We start from the raw sequence: 17626 nt of genomic DNA on the forward strand, positions 1-17626 counted from the left end.
CGGCGAGGCGCAGGCGGGAGAGCAGGCCCGGCAGCCCGGCCAGCCGGGTCAGCTCGGCGCGGCAGTCGGGACATCCGTCCAGATGAGTCTCCACCGCGGCGCGTTCTCCGGGGGCGAGCGCGCCGAGCACGTAGCAGCCGAGCGTGACGCGCAGCGCCGAGCAGGTGTCGGTCACGGCGCCCACCCCTGCTCCTCCAGCGCCAGCCGCAGCGCGCGCAGGCCGTAGTAGACCCGGGACTTCACCGTGCCCTCCGGAATATCCAGCGCCGCCGCCGCCTCGGCCACCGAGCGGCCGAGGAAGTACGTCTCGACCAGCGCGGCGCGGTGTTCCAGGCTGAGTGTGCGGAACGCCTCCGCGACCTGCCAGCTTTCCATCGCCCGTTCCAGGTCGTCGCCGGCGGGCAGCGACGCCAGGACGTCGCCGGGCAGTTCGGCCGGGCGGGCCCGGCGGGCGCGCTGCTCGTCCACGACGATCCGGGCCGCGACGGTGAACAGCCACGGGCGCAGCGGCCGGTCGTCCGCGCCGAGCTTCGGCGCCTGCCGCCAGGCCCGCAGCATCGTCTCCTGCACGACGTCCTCGGCCCGGCCGCGGTCACCGGTCAGCCGGGTGGTGAAGGCGAGCAGTGCCGCCCCGTGCTCGGCGTGCACGGCACGCACGAACACGGCCCCGGGGTCGTCCACCCCGGGCCGGCCGCCGCGGCGCAGTCCCACATCCCCCCTTCACGGGCAGAACGGCTGTTCGGTTCAGCGGCCGCGCTGTCGGACGGGTGACAGCGGTCACGGTGAACCGGGACGGCCCGTGCCGCGTGACATCTCACGTCCGCACCGGTTCCCGGCCCTTCCGAGGCGCTGGCCCTTCCGAGAGACAGGAGAACATGTGATGCACCGTCCGCATACACGTACCGCGGCCGCACTGGCGACCGGCGTCATGCTGCTCGCCCTCACCGCCGCCTGCGGGGGCGGCGACGACACCGCCGCCGCGCCGGCGGCCTCCCAGCCCGCCGCGGCCACGGCCGCGCCGTGGACCGGTGCGCCGAGCGCGGGCGCGACCGCGGGAGCAGGCGCCCCGGCGGCGCCGACGGCGACCGGCACGACCGTCACGGTCACCGCGACCGAGTTCGCGCTCAAGCTCTCCCAGGACACCTTCACCGCGGGCACCTACACGTTCGTCACCACGAACGACGGCCAGGCGATCCACGCCCTGGAGATCGAGGGACCGGGCGTGAGCGGCTCGGAGACAGCGGACCTCGGGCCGGGCCAGTCCGAGGGACTCACCGTCACCCTCAGCCCGGGCACGTACAAGCTGTACTGCCCCGTCGGCAACCACGAGTCGCGGGGCATGTCCACGGAGATCACCGTGACCTGACCTCGCCCCGCCTGGTCGTGGTCCGCCTGGTCGTGGTCCGCCTGGCCGTGGTCCGCGTCCGGGGCGGCGCCGGGCTAACGTCGGGAGGGTGAGCGTCCAGCCCCCGCGAACACGGCCCGCCGGCCTGCCCGTCGACCTGCGCAGCGACACCGTCACCCGGCCCACGCCCGGCATGCGCCGCGCGATGGCGGAGGCGGAGGTCGGCGACGACGTCTACCGCGAGGACCCGACCGTCCGCGAGCTCGAGGAGCAGGCCGCCGTGCTGCTCGGGCACGAGGCCGCGCTGTTCGTGCCGAGCGGCACCATGGGCAACTTCTGTGCCCTGCGCGCCGGCGCCCCGGTGGGCACCGAGGTCGTCGCCGACACCGACGCGCACGTCGTCACCTACGAGCTCGGCGGGCTCGCCGCCCTCGGTGGCGTGCAGACCCGGACCCTCAGCGGCCTCGCAGAGACGCTCGACCCGGCCGACATCGCGGCCCAGCTGCGCGCGTTCCCGGTCGCGCACAACTACAACATGGTCCGGACGAGCGTGCTCGCGGTGGAGAACACCCGGGCCCGGGCCGGTGGTCGGGTGTGGCCCCTGGAGCGGCTCGACCGGCTGCGGCTGATCACCGAGGATGCCGGGGTGGTCCTGCACTGCGACGGCGCCCGCCTCTGGAACGCGGCGGTGGCGCTCGACGTCCCGCCGCGCCGCCTCGGCGAGATCTTCGGGACGCTGTCGGTCTGCCTCTCGAAGGGCCTCGGCGCCCCGGTCGGCTCCCTCGTCGTCGGCGGCGCCGAGCACGTCGAGCGGGCCCGCGAGTGGCGCAAGCGGCTCGGCGGCGGGATGCGCCAGGCCGGGGTGCTCGCCGCCGCCGGCCTGTACGCGCTGCGGCACCACCTCGACCGCCTCGCCGACGACCACCGCCACGCCGCCGCGCTGGCCGCGACCCTCGCCGACGCGGCACCGCGGCGGGTCCACCCGGAGCGCACCGAGACCAACATGGTGCTCGTCGACGTCCCGGACGCGGCCGCCTTCTGCGCGCAGGCGGCGGACGGCGGTGTGCTCGTCGGCCTGGCCGGTCCGACGACGATCCGGATCGTCACCCACCTCGACGTCGACGACACCGCGATCCGCCGGGCCGGGGACGTCCTCGCCCCGCTGCTGAACGCCCTGCCACCAGCCGGTTCCTGACCGCGGCGCCGAGGTGTCAGGGGCCGTAGGCCCTGGTCGGGTGGATGAGGACGGCGGCGCGGCGCTGTTCGGCCATCACCCGGTCGTAGGTGTCCCAGTCGTCGTGGGTACCACCGGCGGCGGTGAAGATCTCCCGCAGCAGCAGCCGGAGACGCTCCGCGTCGACCTGATCGTGGGGGTCGTCGGGCCCGACGATCTCCGCCGTGCCCTCCACGGTGGCCCACCGCCACCCGGACCGGAACGTCGCGCTGACCTGCGGCCGGCGGCGCAGGTTGGCCAGCTTCGTCCGACCGTAGGTCACGAAGGCCACGACCGGCGCGGGCTCCCGCGGATCGGGCGGCAGCGGATGGGGCATGAACGCGGCGTTCACCACAGAGGCCTGGATGCTCCCGTCGGCGCGGCTGGTGGAGATCACGGCCAGCCCGCTCTCCGCACGCCCCAGCTCGGCTGCCGCCTCGACGACGGGCCACGGTGCCGCCGCGGTGAACATCTCCCCGGCGAGGCCGAACCCGAAGGTGAACGTCAGCAGGTCCCGCGCCGTGATCGGCCGCCGCGCCGGGACGGTGTCGTCGAGCGGGCCGTCCGGATGGCACAGCACCCGCCGTCCTGCCAGCTCCGGAAGCAGCCGGTCGACCGGCTCGTCGAGGTCCACCAGCCCGTCGTCGACCAGGGTCATCGTCACCGCGGCCGTCATCGGCTTGGTCGTCGAGGAGATCCGGAACATGGTGTCCCGCGCCATCGGGGCGCCGCCGACGGCGAGGGCGCCCAGCGCCTCCACGTGCACGTCGTCCCCGGCCGCGACGAGGGCGACCAGGCCGGGGACGAGGTCGTCCCCGGCGTCGTCTCCGACGTGGCGCGCCGCCGTCCGGTGAAGAAGATCCCTGCCCTCGTCCGCCAACCGCACGCCCACAGTTCCTCCTCGGCTCCCACGCGTCGACCCGATGGTCCCTTCCCAGGTCAGACCGCCGTAGACCGCGAATGTGTCCCAGGGGTCCTCACCGTCCGTGGAAGCCGCTTCGGAGGGCGTGCCGGTGGCCCAGTGGATCGACGGACCGGCATGGACGCGGCCGTTCGCGCCTGTGCGGCCGACTCTGTTCGGAGTGACGGTCAACAGCGCGACCGGCTCCATGCCGGCCTTCCGCGTCGGCGCCGTCCGGCTCTGGGACAGCGGCACCCGCTGGTCCGAGATCCAGTTCGCCCGGGGCGAGTTCGAGTGGACGATCGTCGACCGGCAGGTGGCCGGTGCGGAGCACGCGGGGCTACCCGTCCTGTTCGTCCTCGGCGGCACACCCCCCTGGGCGAGCCCGGGCGGGGCGCGCGGGCTCTATCCGGACGGCACCCGTGCCACGCCACCCGATGACCTCGCTGACTGGGACGTGTTCGACCGAGCCCTGGCCAAGCGGTACCGGGGCCGGATCGAGGCCTACGAACTGTGGGTGCTCGGCAACGACCGCCGCTTCTTCGACGGCCCGGTGGAGACCCTCGTCGAGATGACCCGCCGGGCAAGCCGCGTGATCCGTGCGGTGGACCCGGCCGCCAGGCTGGTGTGCCCGGGGATGGGGAACCTCGAGACACCGGAGGGCCAACAGACGCTGCGGCGCTTCGCCGAGCTCGATGGCTACGACCACTGCGACGCGGCGGGGATCAAACTGCATCAGCGCAGCGCCGCCGACCCACCGGAGTCGATGCTCGGCATGGCGATGACCGTCGACAAGATTCTGCACGACACCGGGAACCATCCGCCGCTGTGGAACACCGGGACCACCTACAGGATCCGTTCCCGGACCGCGCTCGACGATGTCACCGCCCGCAACTACGCCGTGCGCTTCTTTCTCGCCGGCATCTACGCGCGGGATCTGAACCTCGAACGCATGTACTTCTACAACTGGGGCGGCACGAAGATCCCGCTGGTCCTACAGGCCGTCGGGGGCGCGCCGACCGGGGCGGCGCTCGCCGTCGAGCAGCTTCAGCGCTGGCTCCACGGCGCCAGCAGCCGGTCCTGCGGGCGCGGTGTGGCCGTCGGCCAGCCCGAGAACGTCTGGCAGTGCGAGTTCGAGGTGCGCGACGCCGAAGGAACGCACAGCGCCTTCATCCGCTGGACCCATGACGGCACCGCCGCGACGACGGCCGGCCCGCGCACCCGGACGGTTCGCCATCTCGACGGCACCACGACCGAGACGACGGCGGGCGAGCCGATCCTCGTCGGAGAGGAGCCGATCCTCGTCGACCTGGAGGACTGACCGCCGCCTCGCCGATTCTCACCGCCAGCACCGCCGGCCGGAGCGGGCTCTCAACGCGGCGGCGGGGCGGTTCGACTCAGGCGGGCGAGGGCGACGTCCATGACCTGTACCCGGCCGGGAAGCGGGCGGGTGCCGTCCCACCAGGTGATCGTGGCGATCTCCGCGTCGGGTGTGAACGGGTGGGAGGCACCGGCCCGTCCCGTGAAGACCGCGGCGTACTCCGTCCGGGACGGGGCGGCCAGGCCGAAGTGCGCGAGGCCCGCGAACACGAGCGCCTCGGCCTCGTACCCGGACTCCTCGCGCAGCTCGCGGACGGCTGCCTGCCGGGGTGTCTCCCCGGGCTCGATCGTGCCGCCGGGCAGCTCCCAGCACTCCCGGCGGCGGTCGCGGACCAGCAGGAGGTCGTCGCCCCTCCACAGCGCCACCAGCGCAAGCGGCAGCGGGGCGACGCCCGTGGCTTGCTGCTCGGCCACCCGCTGGAACGCCAACAGGACGTTTCCCCCGTCGTCCTGGGCCAGCACGGTCATCAGCGTCGGGAACGTGGACGTGGGTTCAGGGCACTTCCAGGTTGCCCTCGATCAGGGGCAGGTGCTGCAGGTGCTTCGCGTTGGACGCGATCGCCACCAGCGCGAGAGCCTGCGCGTAGGCGACCTTGCCCGCCTCGTCGAGCGCGTCGACGTCGATGTCCGCGAGGACGTCGACCGACATCCGTAGGAACTCCTTCGAGTCGAACTCCGTGCCGTCACCGATCAACGCGGGGACGCGGGGCGGGAGAGCGCGTTTGGCCATACCCCATGGTGCTTGCCGCCGCGTCCCCCTGTTGCCCGGACCCCCGATCGGCCCACCACATCACCGGCGTGCGGACCCCCGGGCCCGCCGACAGACCTCACCGAAACCGGGCGTACCCGGGAAAGCGCGGCGGGTGAGTGAGTCCATGGACCCACTCACCCGCCACGGTTCTGCTGGAACGGCCGTCATCAGTTCGGGCACGGGGTGCGGCTACACCATGGCTGTCCGGAGGGCCGGGCGGCGGCGGAGCAGGAAGGCCGCGATCAGCGCGGCCAGGGCGATCGTGACGAGCCCGTTCACGACCAGCGCGGTCTGGATGCCGCCCAGCGTCGCCTCCCGCGCCGAGTGGTCGCCACCCGCGGTGAGCGCGGACGTCCGGGCGGTCGCCACCGCGCTCATGATCGGTATGCCCAGTGTGAGTGCCACCTGCTGGGTCATCGTCGTCAGGCCGGTGGCCAGGCCCTGCTGGGTGTCGGGTAGCCCGGAGGTCGCCGTCACCAGGTAGGCGACGAGCCCGCTGGCGTGGCCGAAGAATCCGACGACGGAGGCCGCCAGCACGAGCGACAGCGAGCTGCGGTCCAGCCCGACGAAGGCCAGGGCCAGCGCGGACAGGCCCTGGACGAGCAGCCCGAACACCAGGGTGCGGCGCGGTTCCACGACGGCCAGGACGCGCGGTGCCACCAGTCCGGCCACGAACGCGGCCGCCCCGGGCAGTCCGAAGATCAGCCCGGTCGTCACCGCCGAGTAGCCGAGGACCCGCTGCAGGTACAGCGTCATCAGGAACACGATCGAACTGCCCATCGCGAAGACGACCAACCCGCCGAGGTTGCCCCATCCGACGTGGCGCAGCCGCAGCACCTCCAGCGAGGCCAGCGGATGCGGGCTGGTCGCCTCTATCCGCCAGAAGGCGCCGAGCAGGACGAGCCCCGCGGCCACCGCGATCCACACCGACGGCCGGCCCCAGCCGTCCTCACCGCCGCTGGAGATGCCGTAGACGAAGGCGACCAGCCCGGCGGTGACGGTCAGCGCACCGGGGACGTCGAGCCGCTGGCGGACGTCCGCGCGGCCACCGGGGACGACCCGCGGCGCGGCGAGCAGGATCGCCAGCGCCACCGGAACGTTGACGAGGAAGGCCCAGCGCCAGCTGAGATAGCCGGTCAGCAGCCCGCCCACCAGCGCGCCCACGGTGAAGCCGGCCGGCAGCAGCGCACCGTTGAGGCTGAGCGCACGCTGCCGGACGGGGCCCTCCGGGAACGTCGTGACCAGCAGGGACAGCGCGGCCGGGATGGCGATCGCGGCCGCGAGGCCCTGGCCGACGCGGGCGAGCAGCAGCAGGGTCGGCCCCTGGGCGAGCCCGCCGAGCAGGGACGCCACGATCAGCAGCACCAGGCCGGTGAGGAACATCCGGCGCCGCCCGGCCAGGTCGGCGACCCGCGCGAACAGCAGGGTGAACCCCGCGGAGGGCAGCGCGAACGTGGTCGCGATCCACTGCAGGTCACCCTCACCGAGCCCGACCCCCGCCCCGATCGACGGCAGGGCCACATTGAGGATCGAGAAGTCGATCGCGAGCATGAACTGCGTCCCCAGCAGCAGCACGAGCGCCAGCCGCTGCCGCGGAGTCATCCGGTCGAGCCCCGCCGGCCGTCGATCCGCGGTGGCGGGCCGCCCGGTCGCGGACGGCGCGGGGTGCCTCGGGGCCGGCACGGCGACGCCGGCCGGGTCGGTCGCGTCCGGCGCGCCGACGGAGGCCCGTTCCGAGATCGCCGCGGGCATCGAATCTGTCATGCCCCGCACGATTCTGGACGTCGGCGGCCCTAGCCACGCCCCCGCCGTTGCCACCCCCACGGGTCCTGCCCACGGCGTGGATGGCACCGTCAGGGTGACGACCACCGGGAATAGCCCGGCGGCGGAACCCGGTCCTGGTGGTTCCTGGCACTGGCAGGGTCACCCTCGCCCCGTCGACTCGCGCGCCGCGCGGCGTGACAATGCCGAGCATGACCGAGCTGGGGGAGTTTCTCCGTTCGCGGCGCAACCAGATCACACCCGCGAACGTCGGCCTGACCCGCCCGGGTGACCGCCGCCGCGTCCCGGGCCTGCGGCGCGAGGAGCTGGCCCAGCTCGCCGGGGTGAGTGTCACCTACTACACCCGGCTGGAACAGGGGCAGAGTCGCAACGCGTCCGACGCGGTCCTGGACGCGCTCGCCCGGGTGCTGCTGCTCGGCGACGACGAGCACGCCCACCTGCGCACCCTGGCCCGCCCGGCGCGCGTCGCCCGGCGCACCGCCCGGCCGGAGAAGGTCCGCCCGGGCGTGCGGCTGCTGCTGGACGCGGTGCGCGACGTGCCGGCGCTCGTCATCGGACGGCGGACCGACGTCCTGGCCTGGAACCGGCTCGCGCACGCCCTGCTCGCGCCGCACCTGGACTTCGCGGCGCCGAACCGCTGCGCGACCCAGCCGAACATGGCCCGCCTCATCCTGCTGGACCCCCACATCCGTGATCTTTATGTGAACTGGCGGCGCAAGGTCGATGAGGTCGTCCGCTACCTGCGGCTGGCCTCCGGTCAGTATCCCGACGACCAGCAGCTCACCACCCTCATCGGCGAGCTGTGTGTGAACAGCCCGGAATTCGCGGTGAACTGGGCCCGCCACCAGGTGCGTGACTGCGGGCACGCCGTCCGCGAGTACCGGCACCCGCTGGTGGGCGACCTCGTCCTCGCCGAGGAGGTGCTGCGCGTGCAGGACGACTCGGGCCTGCGGCTGCTCGTGCTCTCCCCCGAGCCGGGCTCGGCGAGCGCCGAACGGCTCACCCTGCTCGCCAGCCTCACCGCCGCCGCCGCCGCCGCCACCGCCACCGCCACCGCCACCGCCACCGTCGCCACGGCCGTCGGCGAGCACCCCTGCGCCACGACTCCTGGCAGCCAGCACCTCATCCCGTAACCACCGTCGCCTTCCCCACGCCCGCACCCGTGCCGTGGTCACCGAGGCCGGCGCGGTCGCGGTCCGCCCGCAGCAGGTGGACGCCGACCAGGACGAACGCGGCTCCGGCCACGGCCTGGAAGACGGCCACCAGGGCGAGCGGAAGGACGTCCACCAGTGTGCCGGGCAGGGCCATCAGCAGGAGGAGCCAGCTCGCGACGGGGACGAACCGTTCACGGACGAGCGCCGTGGCGAACAGCATGCTGCCGGCGACGTAGAGGATCCCGGCGGTGTACACGGCCGGCATCGTCGGGGCGGAGTCCGCGAGCGCGTCGCGGACGGGCTCATCCAGGGGGAACAGCACGTACACCCGGGAGAACTCGATACCGGTCAGCAGCACCAGCCCGACGACGTTCGCCAGCGCGCCCAGGTCGAGCAGCCGGTTGCCCGGCCCGGCGAGGGGACCCGGCCTGCGCAGGCAGGCGGTGATGCCGGCGACGGCGAGCACCGCGAGGACGGGCGCGGCGACCCCGGCGGTGTTCAGCACGGCGTTCTCGCTGCCGGCGATGTCCACCGGCGCGTCGAGCAGGACGGCGGCGCCGCCCGCGATGCTCGCCGCCGCGGCCGCGAGCCGGGTTCGTGGCTCGACAGCGGGCGGGCTGGAGGGGGTGTCTCGGTCGGTGCTCATGGTCGTCCTCCGAACGGCGGGGAGTGTCGCCCCGGCCACCGACCCTGTCTATATCGGTAGCCGGTACTCTGATCGCCAATATAACGGTAGACGTACTAGTGGGCAACGGGACAGCTGGCCGCCCCGCTGGAGGCGCGGTTCGGTGCGGGTCAGTGCGGGTCGGTGAGTTTCAGTGCAGTTCGGTGAGGCGGCGGCTTCCACTGCCGGTCACCGCCACCGCGATCGCCACTCCCGCCGCCATCAGCAGCCAGCGCAGCAGGAGCAGCCCGTCACGGTCGAGCGCCACGGCCCGCAGGGCGTCGCCGAGCTCCCCGAGCGCACCCAGCGCGAGCCGGCCGAACCACACGACGGCCGCGGCGGCCGCCAGCCGTGGATCCTGCCCGCCGAGCAGGACGCACAAGGCGGGCAGCAGGACGGTCAGGCCGAGGCGGAGCGCGACCGGTGCCGCCTCTCCCACGGTGCAGGTCGCGGCGAGTGCGAGCAGCGGGCCGGCGGCGTAGGTCGCGGCGACGCCGGCCCGGCGCGCGGACCGCGGCCAGTGCCGCACGGAGGGCCCGGCCGCTGCCGCCGGCCTTTGCGCCGGACGGCCCAGCAGCAGGCCCAGGAAGACCACGCCGAGGCCGGACAGCCAGCCGAGATCCCCGTACCCGCCGCTGTTCGCGGCGGTCAGACTGGCTGTGATCGTGACCAGGACCGTGAGCGCGGTTGCCGTCAGTGCGCCGGCCCGCCGCCCGCTGTATCCCAGTCCGACGCCTACCGCCCCGCTCACCCCCGCCACGGCGGTCCACCACCCGGGAACCGGACCAATCAGGAGAGCGGGGGTGATCCGGGGCGTCGCGCCGCCGAACTGTGCGGTCCAGACATCCACCGTCATGACGAGCAGTAACACCACCGCGCCGAGGTACAGGCCGCCGCGCCAGATGTCGACAGGTCCCGGTCCGGCGCGGGCCCGTGCGCGCAGGCGCAGCGCCAGCGCGGCGAGCGACCCGAGCTCGCCGAGGTGGGCGCGCCGGCCGCGGGTGGCACCGACCTCCGCGACGGTGAGCGCCACGTCGTGGGTGAACGCGGGGTCCACACCCTCGAGGCGGGCGGCGAGCCACCGCGTCGACGCGGCGAGCCGGCCGTCGCTCCAGCGTCCCAGCGGGCCGGGGGTGGACGCCGTCACGTGCCGCGCAACCCGAGCCGGGCCACGGCCAGGTCGGCGTTCGCCCGCAGCCTCGCGGCCTCCTGAGCAAGCAGGTCGGCACCGGTGTCGGTCAGCCGGTAGTTGCGGCGTGGCGGGCCGCCGTCCGACACCTCACCGTCGAAGGCGACGAGCCCGTCAGCCTCCAGGCGTTCGAGCGCGCCGTACAGGGTGCCCGCGCGGAGCCGGACGCGCCCCTGGGACATCTCCTCGACGGCCTTGATCACCCCGTAGCCGTGCAGCGGCCCGGGCCCCAGCGCGGCGAGAATGAGAAACGTCGGTTCCCGCAGCGGGACGGAGGCGGACACCCCGCGATCATACCGTCGACTGTGCCGCCCATCGGTATACCGGCGGCCGGTGATCGGCCTAGGAATCCTCGGGCGTCGCACAGGTGGAACGGGGCCGGGCTCCCAGGTGCGGATGGATCCCCGGGTGCAGCTTCAGCGTCGCGGCCACCCGGCGCAGCAGGCCGACGAACACCCGCCGCTCGTCGGCGGTCAGATCGCGGGCGATCTCGCCCTCCAGCGGTGGGAGCATCTCCGCGACCTGCTCCAGGAGCGCCGTGCCGGCCGGCGTCAGGTCGATCTCGAAGGCCCTCCGGTCCTGTGCGCTGCGCCGCCGCCGGACCCAGCCCGCCTCCTCCATCTCGTCGATCAACCCGACCATGTTGTTGCGGTGCATGCCCAGCGCGTCCGCGAGCTGCTGCTGGGTCCGGCCCGCGGCCGCGGTGGTCAGGTTGCTGAGCACACCGAACGCTCGCGGTGAGACGCCGAGCGGCGCCAGCCGGTCGGCGAACTCCTGCGCCGTGCGGGCGCCGACCTGGGACAGCAGGAAGGGCAGGGACGCGGAGTAGGGGGCCGCCGGGACGTCGCTCACGAGTCGGAAGTGTACCTTCCAGTGATTGTCGTCTAAGGTGACAATCACTGGACGGGCGTTTGACGCCGATTCTGTGTGATCGAGGTGGGGAGTGGCTGAGATGAAGATCGCCGTGGTGGGGGCGACCGGGCGGACCGGAGCCCTGGTCGTGGAGCAGGCACTGGCCCGCGGCCATCGGGTGACGGCCGTGGCACGCCGGCCCGAGGCGGTGCCGGCCCGGCACGACAACCTGCAGGTCGCCGCCGCGGACGTGCTCGACCGGGACACCCTCCTCCCAGCGCTCGCCGGCGTCGAAGCCGTCGTCTCGGCGCTGGGCGCGGCGGCCGGCAGGGAACCGACGACGGTGTACTCCACCGGCGTCCGCAACCTGCTCGGGGCGATGCGGGCCGGCGGCGCGGGCACCATCGCCGTGATCTCCGCGACCCCGGCGGGGCCGCGCGGCGAACTGCCCTTCCTGGAACGGCGGCTGATGATGCCGGTACTCGACCGTTTCTTCGGCGAGGCCTACGCCGACATGCGGCGGATGGAGGACATCCTGCGGACCAGTGACGCCGACTGGATCTCGGTGCGCCCGCCCCGCCTGATCGCCCGCCCCGGGACCGGCTCCTACCGCGTCGCCACGGAGGCGCCGCTGCCGAGGGCCCGCAGCATCACCTATTCCGACCTGGCCATGGCCCTGCTGGACGTGCTCGACCGCCGCGACCTCCACCGCCGAGCGGTAACCGTCGCGCACTGAACCGCCGCCGGCCGCCGGCCGGCACGACGTGGAGGGCCTCGGTGCGGGAGCGGTGTCTCCCGCCGCAGCAGCGCTCTGTGCAGGCGGGCGTTCTCCTGGTACAGCCGTTGTAGTTCAGCCTGCTGCCTCCTTTATCTCAGTGGCAGGGGCGCGGTCACGGCGTATAGGGCCTTCGTAACGGGAGTCCTGCGAGGAACCCGTACGGCGGAGCCTGGAGTAATTTTGAGCGACGCGGGAAGCCGAGTGGAAGGTGGCGTCACAACGGTCATCTTCGGATTCGACCCCGGCTCGGATCTACAGTAGGGAGACGAGGAGTTTCTGTGTCGATTCCATTGTGGCGAACGGGTGTGGCTGGAAGGGTTGTAGCCGGAGAGTATGGTGGCCGTTATATCTACATAGAAAAAGACAGGACCGGAGCTGGTTGGCATATCTACGTCTCGGAGAATCCGCCGGGTGACCCGGGTGAGGGTTGGGATATTTGGGCCGAGAATGAACGCCGGATAGAAGAGTGGTTTCAGGATCTTGAGATCGCTGTTGAATGGGAATCTGGTTGAACGGATCTTTTTCGTCCGTACTCGGACTCCTGGCATGCGCCGCGGTCGGGTGGCAGCAGGATCTGCGGGTCTTCGCCTGATCCCGGTTCTCTCATCAATGCTGAGGAGCACCGTGCCGGCCGGGGGCAGGGCTCCGGCAAGGCTGCGGGCTAGTAATTCAGGTTTCATGATCGCCTGAAGTGGTCGTTCGAGTTGGCGGGCGTGGGGGCATAGTGCCTGGGCGATGTTGGTGGCGCCGGTCAGGCGCAGGATGCTGATCGTCAGGTTGCGGAGGCTGGCCATGACCTGAGGGGCGTTGCCGGTGCTGGCGCGGTGGTCGTCCTCGTCGAAGGCGACGTCGCGGATCCAGTGCAACTGGTTGTCCGGTAGCCCCGGCGCATTGCTGCGCCGGGGCCCCGTCAGAACCGTGCTTGCCACTCGTCGCGGCACACGGCTCAAGCACGCCTCAGGGGCGCGCGGGTTCCTGCTCTGCTGGTCCGGGCTGGCCGCGTTCCGTCTCCCTGCCGACGGGCGCAGCCGGTGTGGACAAGGCGGTATTTCGTCCGGTTCTCGCTGTCGGTGATGTCCGTGTAGGTCATCACCTTGCCGACGGCGGCGTACCAGTGCTCCCACTGGCTGGGGGAGTCCGGCGGGTCGCCATCGAGCAGCAGCGGCAGACCGCACAGCGGGCAGGTTCCGTCTTGGGCGCGCATGGCGCTGAGGCGGGATTTCGCCAGCTGGGGCGGCTTTCGTCTGCGCCGCCGGTCGCTCCAGTAGCGGGCGAGGTCAGGATCGTCGGGTGAGTTCCTGCCGGGTACCGGGGCATGTCGGACGATGGGCGTCCAGGCGTACTTGTGGAGGTAGGCGCCGCTGGTGCGGTCGCCGAGGATCCACCTGTCGTTTCTGTCCGAGTTGAACGGACCGAAGTAGCGGTTGACGACCCACTTCCAACTCCTGTGCGGGTGCCTGTGGCGTATCCACTTGTAGATCAGCTGCCACAGGTGCTCGTCCAGGCTTTGATATGCCTCCTTTGATGCTCCGTTACGGAAGTAGTTCGCCTGGCCCCGGATCTTGGGATTCATGACCTGGATCACGGCGGCCACGTTGGCGCCGCGCAGGGAGCGCAGCGACTCCGCGTTTCCCCGTCGGATTCTGGCAAGCGCTTCTTTGCTGGGTCTGGTGAGTACCTTCGTTCCGCCGCCCTTGGGATGGTAGCGGCGTATGGTGAACGAGAGGAAATCGAACCCGTCGTCGACATGACGGATCGCGGTCTTTTCCTTGTTCAGAGTCAGACCCCGTTCCGCCAGCCACGTGTCGACCTTCGCCTGCACCGCCTGTGCCTGCTCACGACTGTGGCACAGGGCCACAAAGTCATCCGCATACGTTATGACGGTTGGGCGGCCGGCCTTCACCATCCCACGGTAGTCGTACTCGACCCCTGCAGCCTCTTCCATTCCCTGAAGCGCTATGTTCAGGAGTAACGGGGAGATCACACCGCCCTGAGGAGTTCCCTCCTCGGTCGGTGCGAACCGGCCCTTGTCGACCACTCCCGCTTTTAGCCATTGCCGGATCTGCTCCCTGGCGGGGAACCATCCGATCCTGCCCATCAGAAAGGTGTGGTCGATTCTATCGAATGCGGACGCCAGGTCGGCATCGATGATCCACTCACGCTTCGCGTTCGACGCCGCTAGCACTCTGTGGACCATCTCGATCGCGTCGTGGCACCCGCGACCCGGCCGAAAACCGTACTGCTTCTGGTCGAGCCGGGCCTCCCATTCGGGTTCCAATGCGTTACGCACCCGCTACTGCTGGGCGCGGTCCGCGATAACAGGAATACCGATCGGGCGATGTTTTCCGCCTTTCTTGGGAACATACACCCGTCGCACCGGCAGGGCCTCGCTCGGCGGCGCGGCGTGTAGCCGAGCCGCGAGTTTGCCACGGGCACGCGGGGTCAGGGCGACCTGCCCGTCGATCCCGCCGGTGTGACGGCCGGTACTGCGCTGGGTCACCTGGCGCACGCTGACCAGCGTGTTCGCCCGGCTGCGCAGCATCAGCTTCTGCAGGTTGCGGACCTTCTTCCGATCCCCGTCCCGCGTCGCCTTGAAGATCCTCTGCCGTAGCCGCCGTACCTGCTCGTTCTGGTGCCGCCAGTCGACGGCCTCCCAGTCGATGAGGTCCTCCGGTCCGTTCACCGTGCCGCGCGGCAACGGCAGCCTTTCGGCGTCGAGCACCGTGGTTGTCGTTGTCGTCATGACAGGCGCCTAACTTGTCCTTCGGACTCTGGCGGTTCGTGGGCTTCGACTCTGTCAACGGCATACCTGGCCACGTCAGCTCCCTTTCGGGCCCAGGCACGGGTCCAGCCTGGTATGCGGCCAGTTATACAGAGCGGCCACCTGGAGGGTGCAACCATACGCTCCGCCTTCCTGTCGCCTTTCGGCGTGCCGCCGTTCGCTTCTTGGCCATCCTGTTCCCGCCGGGCATTCCGCCTCCCTCGCGGTCGGCCTACCGGCGCTGGTCAAGCCACCGGACCTATGACGGGGTTTCCATGTTCCGCACTGCTGAGATACGACCGGTACCGGGCGCCCTCTATACCCCGGGGCCGTGGTGCCCACCTGGCCGACATTGAAACTCCGGCCAGCACGTGCCGCGTTCCAGCGGCCGGCCCTCCCCCTCGGTGTCACTTCCACCTATCCGAGGCTCTGGTTAACGAGGCCTACAAGGGTTCACGCTACGTTCGCCCCTCCGGTCTTCCCCTTGCCGGTAACCGCTCGGGTGGAACAGCGGTCCTTGGGCTTCCTCCCGTGCTCCACACCCCGCCGTCACCGGCGACGCATGACAGGAGCGGGGACGAGTGTTCGGGCACTCACTCGCAGCTAACTGTCGATATCCGACCCTCCAGTTCAGTTAACTGACTCACACAGTGCGACCTCATGTCGCACCTCGATGGTCCAGTGGCCGCGGGCGAGGTCGTCCTCTCGGGTCCGCCGGTGTGGGGCCGCCGTCGGCGGGTGATCTGGACGGCCTGGACGGCGTGGGGGAAGTCGAGGCCGGCGCGGGCCTCGGTGGCCTTGGCGACGCGGTCTCGGTGCGTCCATGGCCACGGTCGCGTGATCGGGTCAGGGCGGGGACGCGGGTCCAGGGCAGGACTGTGAGCTGGGCGGACAGTGCTGGCTGGAAGGCACACCGAGGGACTGCTGACAGGGGTCGGGTGGGGTTGATTCAAGCTGGCGCTGGCACGGTTTTCGAGGCCATGGAGCCGGTGCGGTTGGCGTGCACGGTGAGCTGCCCTGGATGTACTCGCTGTTTGTCTCGGGTGGCGGCGATTAGATTTTCGGTGAGAGCGGGTGATGCTTTGTCGGCGAGGGTCCATAAGGCGACGTTATCCATGGAAGAATAGCACTTTACGAAATAGGCGCGCCGACCGCTTCGGCCTGCCCTACTCCCCATCCTCTGCCGGCATACGAAGGGATTCTGAAAGCGGGAGGCGGACTGAGTGGGGCCGCAAATTTTACCAGTGGTTTCGCTCGGTGGCGGGACCGTCGCTACTACGCACCCTGATCGAAGGAATGCTGCTATGGCTGCTGACGGGATAGTACTGCGACCCCGCCTCTGTAGTTGGGCGATGACAGTGCCGGCAATGGCCTTTGGAGTGATCGGCCTAAGCGGACTGGTAGTTTCCGCTGACGAGGTGGGAGGCGTAGGTGGCCGCATCTTCGGTGGCTCGAACCATCTTGACAGGTAGGGCCGCGGCTCGGCGAGGCCGGTCGCCGGTGTGGTCCACAGTGAGGCAGCCGGAGGGCGCCGGCGCAGGTCATCGGGTGGCTGCGGGTACAGGCCCGTGGATGGTGACAACGCCGACGGTGCCCTCAGCGAGCCGGTAGGACAGACCGACTACCGCACATCGTCCTGCGGCGACCTCGGCCGCGAGCAGGACTGACCGGCCGACCAGGCCGTCGACCGTCCGCCGGATATGCGTGCGCACGAACGCGTCGATGTCAGTGTGTCCGGCCGCCCGTGCCGACAACACACTCGGCATCACCCGCTCGACCACGTCCCCGAGATAGCCCGCAGGCGCGGTCCCGTCACGATCTGCCTCGGACGCGGCGGTGACAGCGCCACACGAATCGTGCCCGAGAACGACGACGAGTGGCGCGCCGAGCACGCTGACGCCGTACTCGATGCTGCCCAGAACCTCAGGCCCGGCGACGTGACCGGCGGTCCTCACCACGAAGAGATCCCCCAACCCCCGGTCGAAGATGATCTCAGCTGCCAGCCGGGAATCAGAACATCCGAACAGCACGGCGAACGGATGCTGTCTCGGCGCCACAGCCGATCGACGGTCAGCATCCTGGTTCGGGTGCAGCCGTTCACCGCGCACGAAGCGCGCGTTGCCTTCCCTCAGAACCGCGAACGCCTCAGCGGGCGAGGAAGCAGCGAGATTGAAATCGGGCACGCGCAGCAACCTATCTGGTCAGGCGCCGAACCGAACCCGATCGCGCCAACGCCACCAGCAACCACAACCAGCCGGGCGCCGCGAAGGCCCGGTCGTCGAAGTGTCTCCTCCGGGTGCCGGGGCGTCCCTATGCCCGGTCCCGCCCCTCGAACGCGGCCCGCCATCCCAAACCCAAGATAGTCAACGCCGTTGACGGCCTGTGCCTCCGACTGGTGATCTTGCTGTTCTGCTGAGAGGTATTTGATCTCCGTCGGGAATGGATGGCGCGACGAGCTCGCCGCGAACATATGCGAAAATGGTTTTCGCACCTCCACCAGTGATGACGTCACGGAGTGCGATTGTCGTCGCGCCAGTCATGAATGACATCGGGGGCGTACAGGGGATTGGCTGGGGTGACCCGGGTCGATGTCGGGCAGGGCGATGACGGGTCAGCGCGTGGATGTGGTCCCCTGCACGCCTTCCAGCCAGGCGCCTTCGAGGTCGGCGTGACACGGGTCCGCGACGAGGAAGTCGTCCCGGACCAGGCGGATCTCGTTGATGGGACGGCGCCGGGTGCCAGGGTCGTCCACTACGGCGTGAGGGCCGCTCGCGCCGGAGGCCGGCTCCTGGCCTCGTTGTCGGATAGCCGTCAGCGGGTACCGGTCGGTCCGGCGAGTCGGGGCGGGTGCCGCGG

General features: G+C 71.1%; 20 protein-coding genes and 1 pseudogene. 6 read left to right on the forward strand and 15 right to left on the reverse strand.

From position 1 onward, the window contains the following. Positions 1-184 (reverse strand): anti-sigma factor family protein (locus AC559T_RS21855; RefSeq protein ID WP_498869929.1); only part of this gene is annotated, 184 nt, incomplete at its 3' end. Beyond that, positions 172-711, reverse strand: a complete 540-nt coding sequence (locus AC559T_RS21860; RefSeq protein WP_498869930.1) for a sigma-70 family RNA polymerase sigma factor — start codon at positions 709-711, stop codon at positions 172-174. The genes AC559T_RS21860 and AC559T_RS21855, both read right to left, overlap by 13 nt. Positions 712-880: 169 nt before the next feature. Here AC559T_RS21860 and AC559T_RS21865 point away from each other — a divergent pair, with 169 nt between their 5' ends. Both AC559T_RS21865 and AC559T_RS21870 read left to right on the forward strand, forming a co-directional pair. Then, on the forward strand, positions 881-1366 hold the full coding sequence (locus AC559T_RS21865) for a hypothetical protein (protein ID WP_498869931.1): 486 nt from the start codon (positions 881-883) through the stop codon (positions 1364-1366). 88 nt (positions 1367-1454) lie between these two features. After that, positions 1455-2540: a GntG family PLP-dependent aldolase gene (locus tag AC559T_RS21870; protein ID WP_498869932.1), complete on the forward strand. Its 1086-nt coding sequence runs from the start codon at positions 1455-1457 to the stop codon at positions 2538-2540. Positions 2541-2556: 16 nt separating this feature from the next. On the opposite strand, the gene AC559T_RS21875 is transcribed toward AC559T_RS21870, so the two are convergent. After that, on the reverse strand, positions 2557-3669 hold the full coding sequence (locus AC559T_RS21875) for a TIGR03618 family F420-dependent PPOX class oxidoreductase (RefSeq protein WP_498869933.1): 1113 nt from the start codon (positions 3667-3669) through the stop codon (positions 2557-2559). Here AC559T_RS21875 and AC559T_RS21880 point away from each other — a divergent pair. Next, a complete protein-coding gene (locus AC559T_RS21880) occupies positions 3641-4780 on the forward strand; it encodes a hypothetical protein (protein WP_498869934.1) in 1140 nt (379 codons plus the stop codon). The genes AC559T_RS21875 and AC559T_RS21880 overlap by 29 nt on opposite strands. 50 nt (positions 4781-4830) lie before the next feature. On the opposite strand, the gene AC559T_RS21885 is transcribed toward AC559T_RS21880, so the two are convergent. The 3 genes from AC559T_RS21885 to AC559T_RS21895 form a co-directional block, all read right to left on the reverse strand. Further along, positions 4831-5307, reverse strand: a complete 477-nt coding sequence (locus AC559T_RS21885; protein WP_498869935.1) for an NUDIX domain-containing protein — start codon at positions 5305-5307, stop codon at positions 4831-4833. Positions 5308-5332: 25 nt separating this feature from the next. Then, positions 5333-5569, reverse strand: coding sequence for a hypothetical protein (locus tag AC559T_RS21890; RefSeq protein ID WP_112108832.1), 237 nt, complete (start codon positions 5567-5569; stop codon positions 5333-5335). 210 nt (positions 5570-5779) lie between these two features. After that, positions 5780-7354 (reverse strand): MFS transporter, encoded by a 1575-nt coding sequence (locus AC559T_RS21895; RefSeq protein WP_498869936.1) that lies wholly within the window; start codon positions 7352-7354, stop codon positions 5780-5782. 209 nt (positions 7355-7563) lie between these two features. Here AC559T_RS21895 and AC559T_RS21900 point away from each other — a divergent pair, with 209 nt between their 5' ends. Further along, entirely contained in the window at positions 7564-8505 is a 942-nt protein-coding gene (locus tag AC559T_RS21900; RefSeq protein WP_498869937.1) for a helix-turn-helix domain-containing protein, read from the forward strand. Here AC559T_RS21900 and AC559T_RS21905 read toward each other — a convergent pair. The 4 genes from AC559T_RS21905 to AC559T_RS21920 all read right to left on the reverse strand — a co-directional run bounded on the left by AC559T_RS21905 (position 8495) and on the right by AC559T_RS21920 (position 11231). Continuing rightward, positions 8495-9172, reverse strand: coding sequence for a hypothetical protein (locus AC559T_RS21905; protein WP_498869938.1), 678 nt, complete (start codon positions 9170-9172; stop codon positions 8495-8497). The two genes, AC559T_RS21900 and AC559T_RS21905, sit on opposite strands and share 11 nt — an antisense overlap. A gap of 169 nt (positions 9173-9341) precedes the next feature. Next, positions 9342-10337: a hypothetical protein gene (locus AC559T_RS21910; RefSeq protein WP_498869939.1), complete on the reverse strand. Its 996-nt coding sequence runs from the start codon at positions 10335-10337 to the stop codon at positions 9342-9344. Further along, positions 10334-10663 (reverse strand): PadR family transcriptional regulator, encoded by a 330-nt coding sequence (locus tag AC559T_RS21915; protein WP_083391002.1) that lies wholly within the window; start codon positions 10661-10663, stop codon positions 10334-10336. The genes AC559T_RS21910 and AC559T_RS21915 overlap by 4 nt, the downstream gene beginning before the upstream one ends. A 58-nt stretch (positions 10664-10721) precedes the next feature. Beyond that, entirely contained in the window at positions 10722-11231 is a 510-nt protein-coding gene (locus tag AC559T_RS21920; protein ID WP_498869940.1) for a MarR family winged helix-turn-helix transcriptional regulator, read from the reverse strand. 100 nt (positions 11232-11331) lie between these two features. Here AC559T_RS21920 and AC559T_RS21925 point away from each other — a divergent pair, with 100 nt between their 5' ends. Then, the gene (locus tag AC559T_RS21925) at positions 11332-11967 is read left to right on the forward strand and encodes an NAD(P)-dependent oxidoreductase (protein ID WP_498869976.1); all 636 of its coding nucleotides are present in this window, start codon (positions 11332-11334) and stop codon (positions 11965-11967) included. A gap of 320 nt (positions 11968-12287) precedes the next feature. Then, a complete protein-coding gene (locus AC559T_RS21930) occupies positions 12288-12521 on the forward strand; it encodes a hypothetical protein (RefSeq protein ID WP_498869977.1) in 234 nt (77 codons plus the stop codon). Positions 12522-12734: 213 nt separating this feature from the next. On the opposite strand, the pseudogene AC559T_RS21935 reads toward AC559T_RS21930, so the two are convergent. The 5 genes and pseudogenes from AC559T_RS21935 to AC559T_RS21955 form a co-directional block, all read right to left on the reverse strand. Continuing rightward, a pseudogene (locus tag AC559T_RS21935) lies at positions 12735-12884 on the reverse strand (ISAs1 family transposase); the annotation flags it as partial. A 71-nt stretch (positions 12885-12955) separates the two neighbouring features. Beyond that, the gene (locus tag AC559T_RS21940; protein WP_498869941.1) at positions 12956-14299 is read right to left on the reverse strand and encodes a reverse transcriptase domain-containing protein; all 1344 of its coding nucleotides are present in this window, start codon (positions 14297-14299) and stop codon (positions 12956-12958) included. 3 nt (positions 14300-14302) lie between these two features. Further along, positions 14303-14752 (reverse strand): reverse transcriptase N-terminal domain-containing protein, encoded by a 450-nt coding sequence (locus tag AC559T_RS21945; RefSeq protein ID WP_498869942.1) that lies wholly within the window; start codon positions 14750-14752, stop codon positions 14303-14305. A gap of 1559 nt (positions 14753-16311) precedes the next feature. Continuing rightward, positions 16312-16953, reverse strand: a complete 642-nt coding sequence (locus AC559T_RS21950) for a carbonic anhydrase (RefSeq protein WP_498869943.1) — start codon at positions 16951-16953, stop codon at positions 16312-16314. Between the two features lie 428 nt (positions 16954-17381). Further along, positions 17382-17522 (reverse strand): hypothetical protein, encoded by a 141-nt coding sequence (locus tag AC559T_RS21955; RefSeq protein ID WP_498869944.1) that lies wholly within the window; start codon positions 17520-17522, stop codon positions 17382-17384. Positions 17523-17626 lie beyond the last annotated feature (104 nt).

This window comes from Frankia sp. Hr75.2, from assembly GCF_949319125.1.
In the GTDB taxonomy this organism is placed as follows: domain Bacteria; phylum Actinomycetota; class Actinomycetes; order Frankiales; family Frankiaceae; genus Parafrankia; species Parafrankia soli.

What these genes read in the sequence shown, in the direction of transcription:
- AC559T_RS21900 (WP_498869937.1), top strand. Translation starts at nt 7,564, where the DNA reads ATGACCGAGCTGGGGGAGTTTCTCCGTTCGCGGCGCAACCAGATCACA.
- AC559T_RS21925 (WP_498869976.1), top strand. Translation starts at nt 11,332, where the DNA reads ATGAAGATCGCCGTGGTGGGGGCGACCGGGCGGACCGGAGCCCTGGTC.
- AC559T_RS21875 (WP_498869933.1), bottom strand. Translation starts at nt 3,669, where the DNA reads ATGGAGCCGGTCGCGCTGTTGACCGTCACTCCGAACAGAGTCGGCCGC.
- AC559T_RS21945 (WP_498869942.1), bottom strand. Translation starts at nt 14,752, where the DNA reads ATGACGACAACGACAACCACGGTGCTCGACGCCGAAAGGCTGCCGTTG.
- AC559T_RS21885 (WP_498869935.1), bottom strand. Translation starts at nt 5,307, where the DNA reads ATGACCGTGCTGGCCCAGGACGACGGGGGAAACGTCCTGTTGGCGTTC.
- AC559T_RS21895 (WP_498869936.1), bottom strand. Translation starts at nt 7,354, where the DNA reads ATGACAGATTCGATGCCCGCGGCGATCTCGGAACGGGCCTCCGTCGGC.
- AC559T_RS21905 (WP_498869938.1), bottom strand. Translation starts at nt 9,172, where the DNA reads ATGAGCACCGACCGAGACACCCCCTCCAGCCCGCCCGCTGTCGAGCCA.
- AC559T_RS21890 (WP_112108832.1), bottom strand. Translation starts at nt 5,569, where the DNA reads ATGGCCAAACGCGCTCTCCCGCCCCGCGTCCCCGCGTTGATCGGTGAC.
- AC559T_RS21865 (WP_498869931.1), top strand. Translation starts at nt 881, where the DNA reads ATGCACCGTCCGCATACACGTACCGCGGCCGCACTGGCGACCGGCGTC.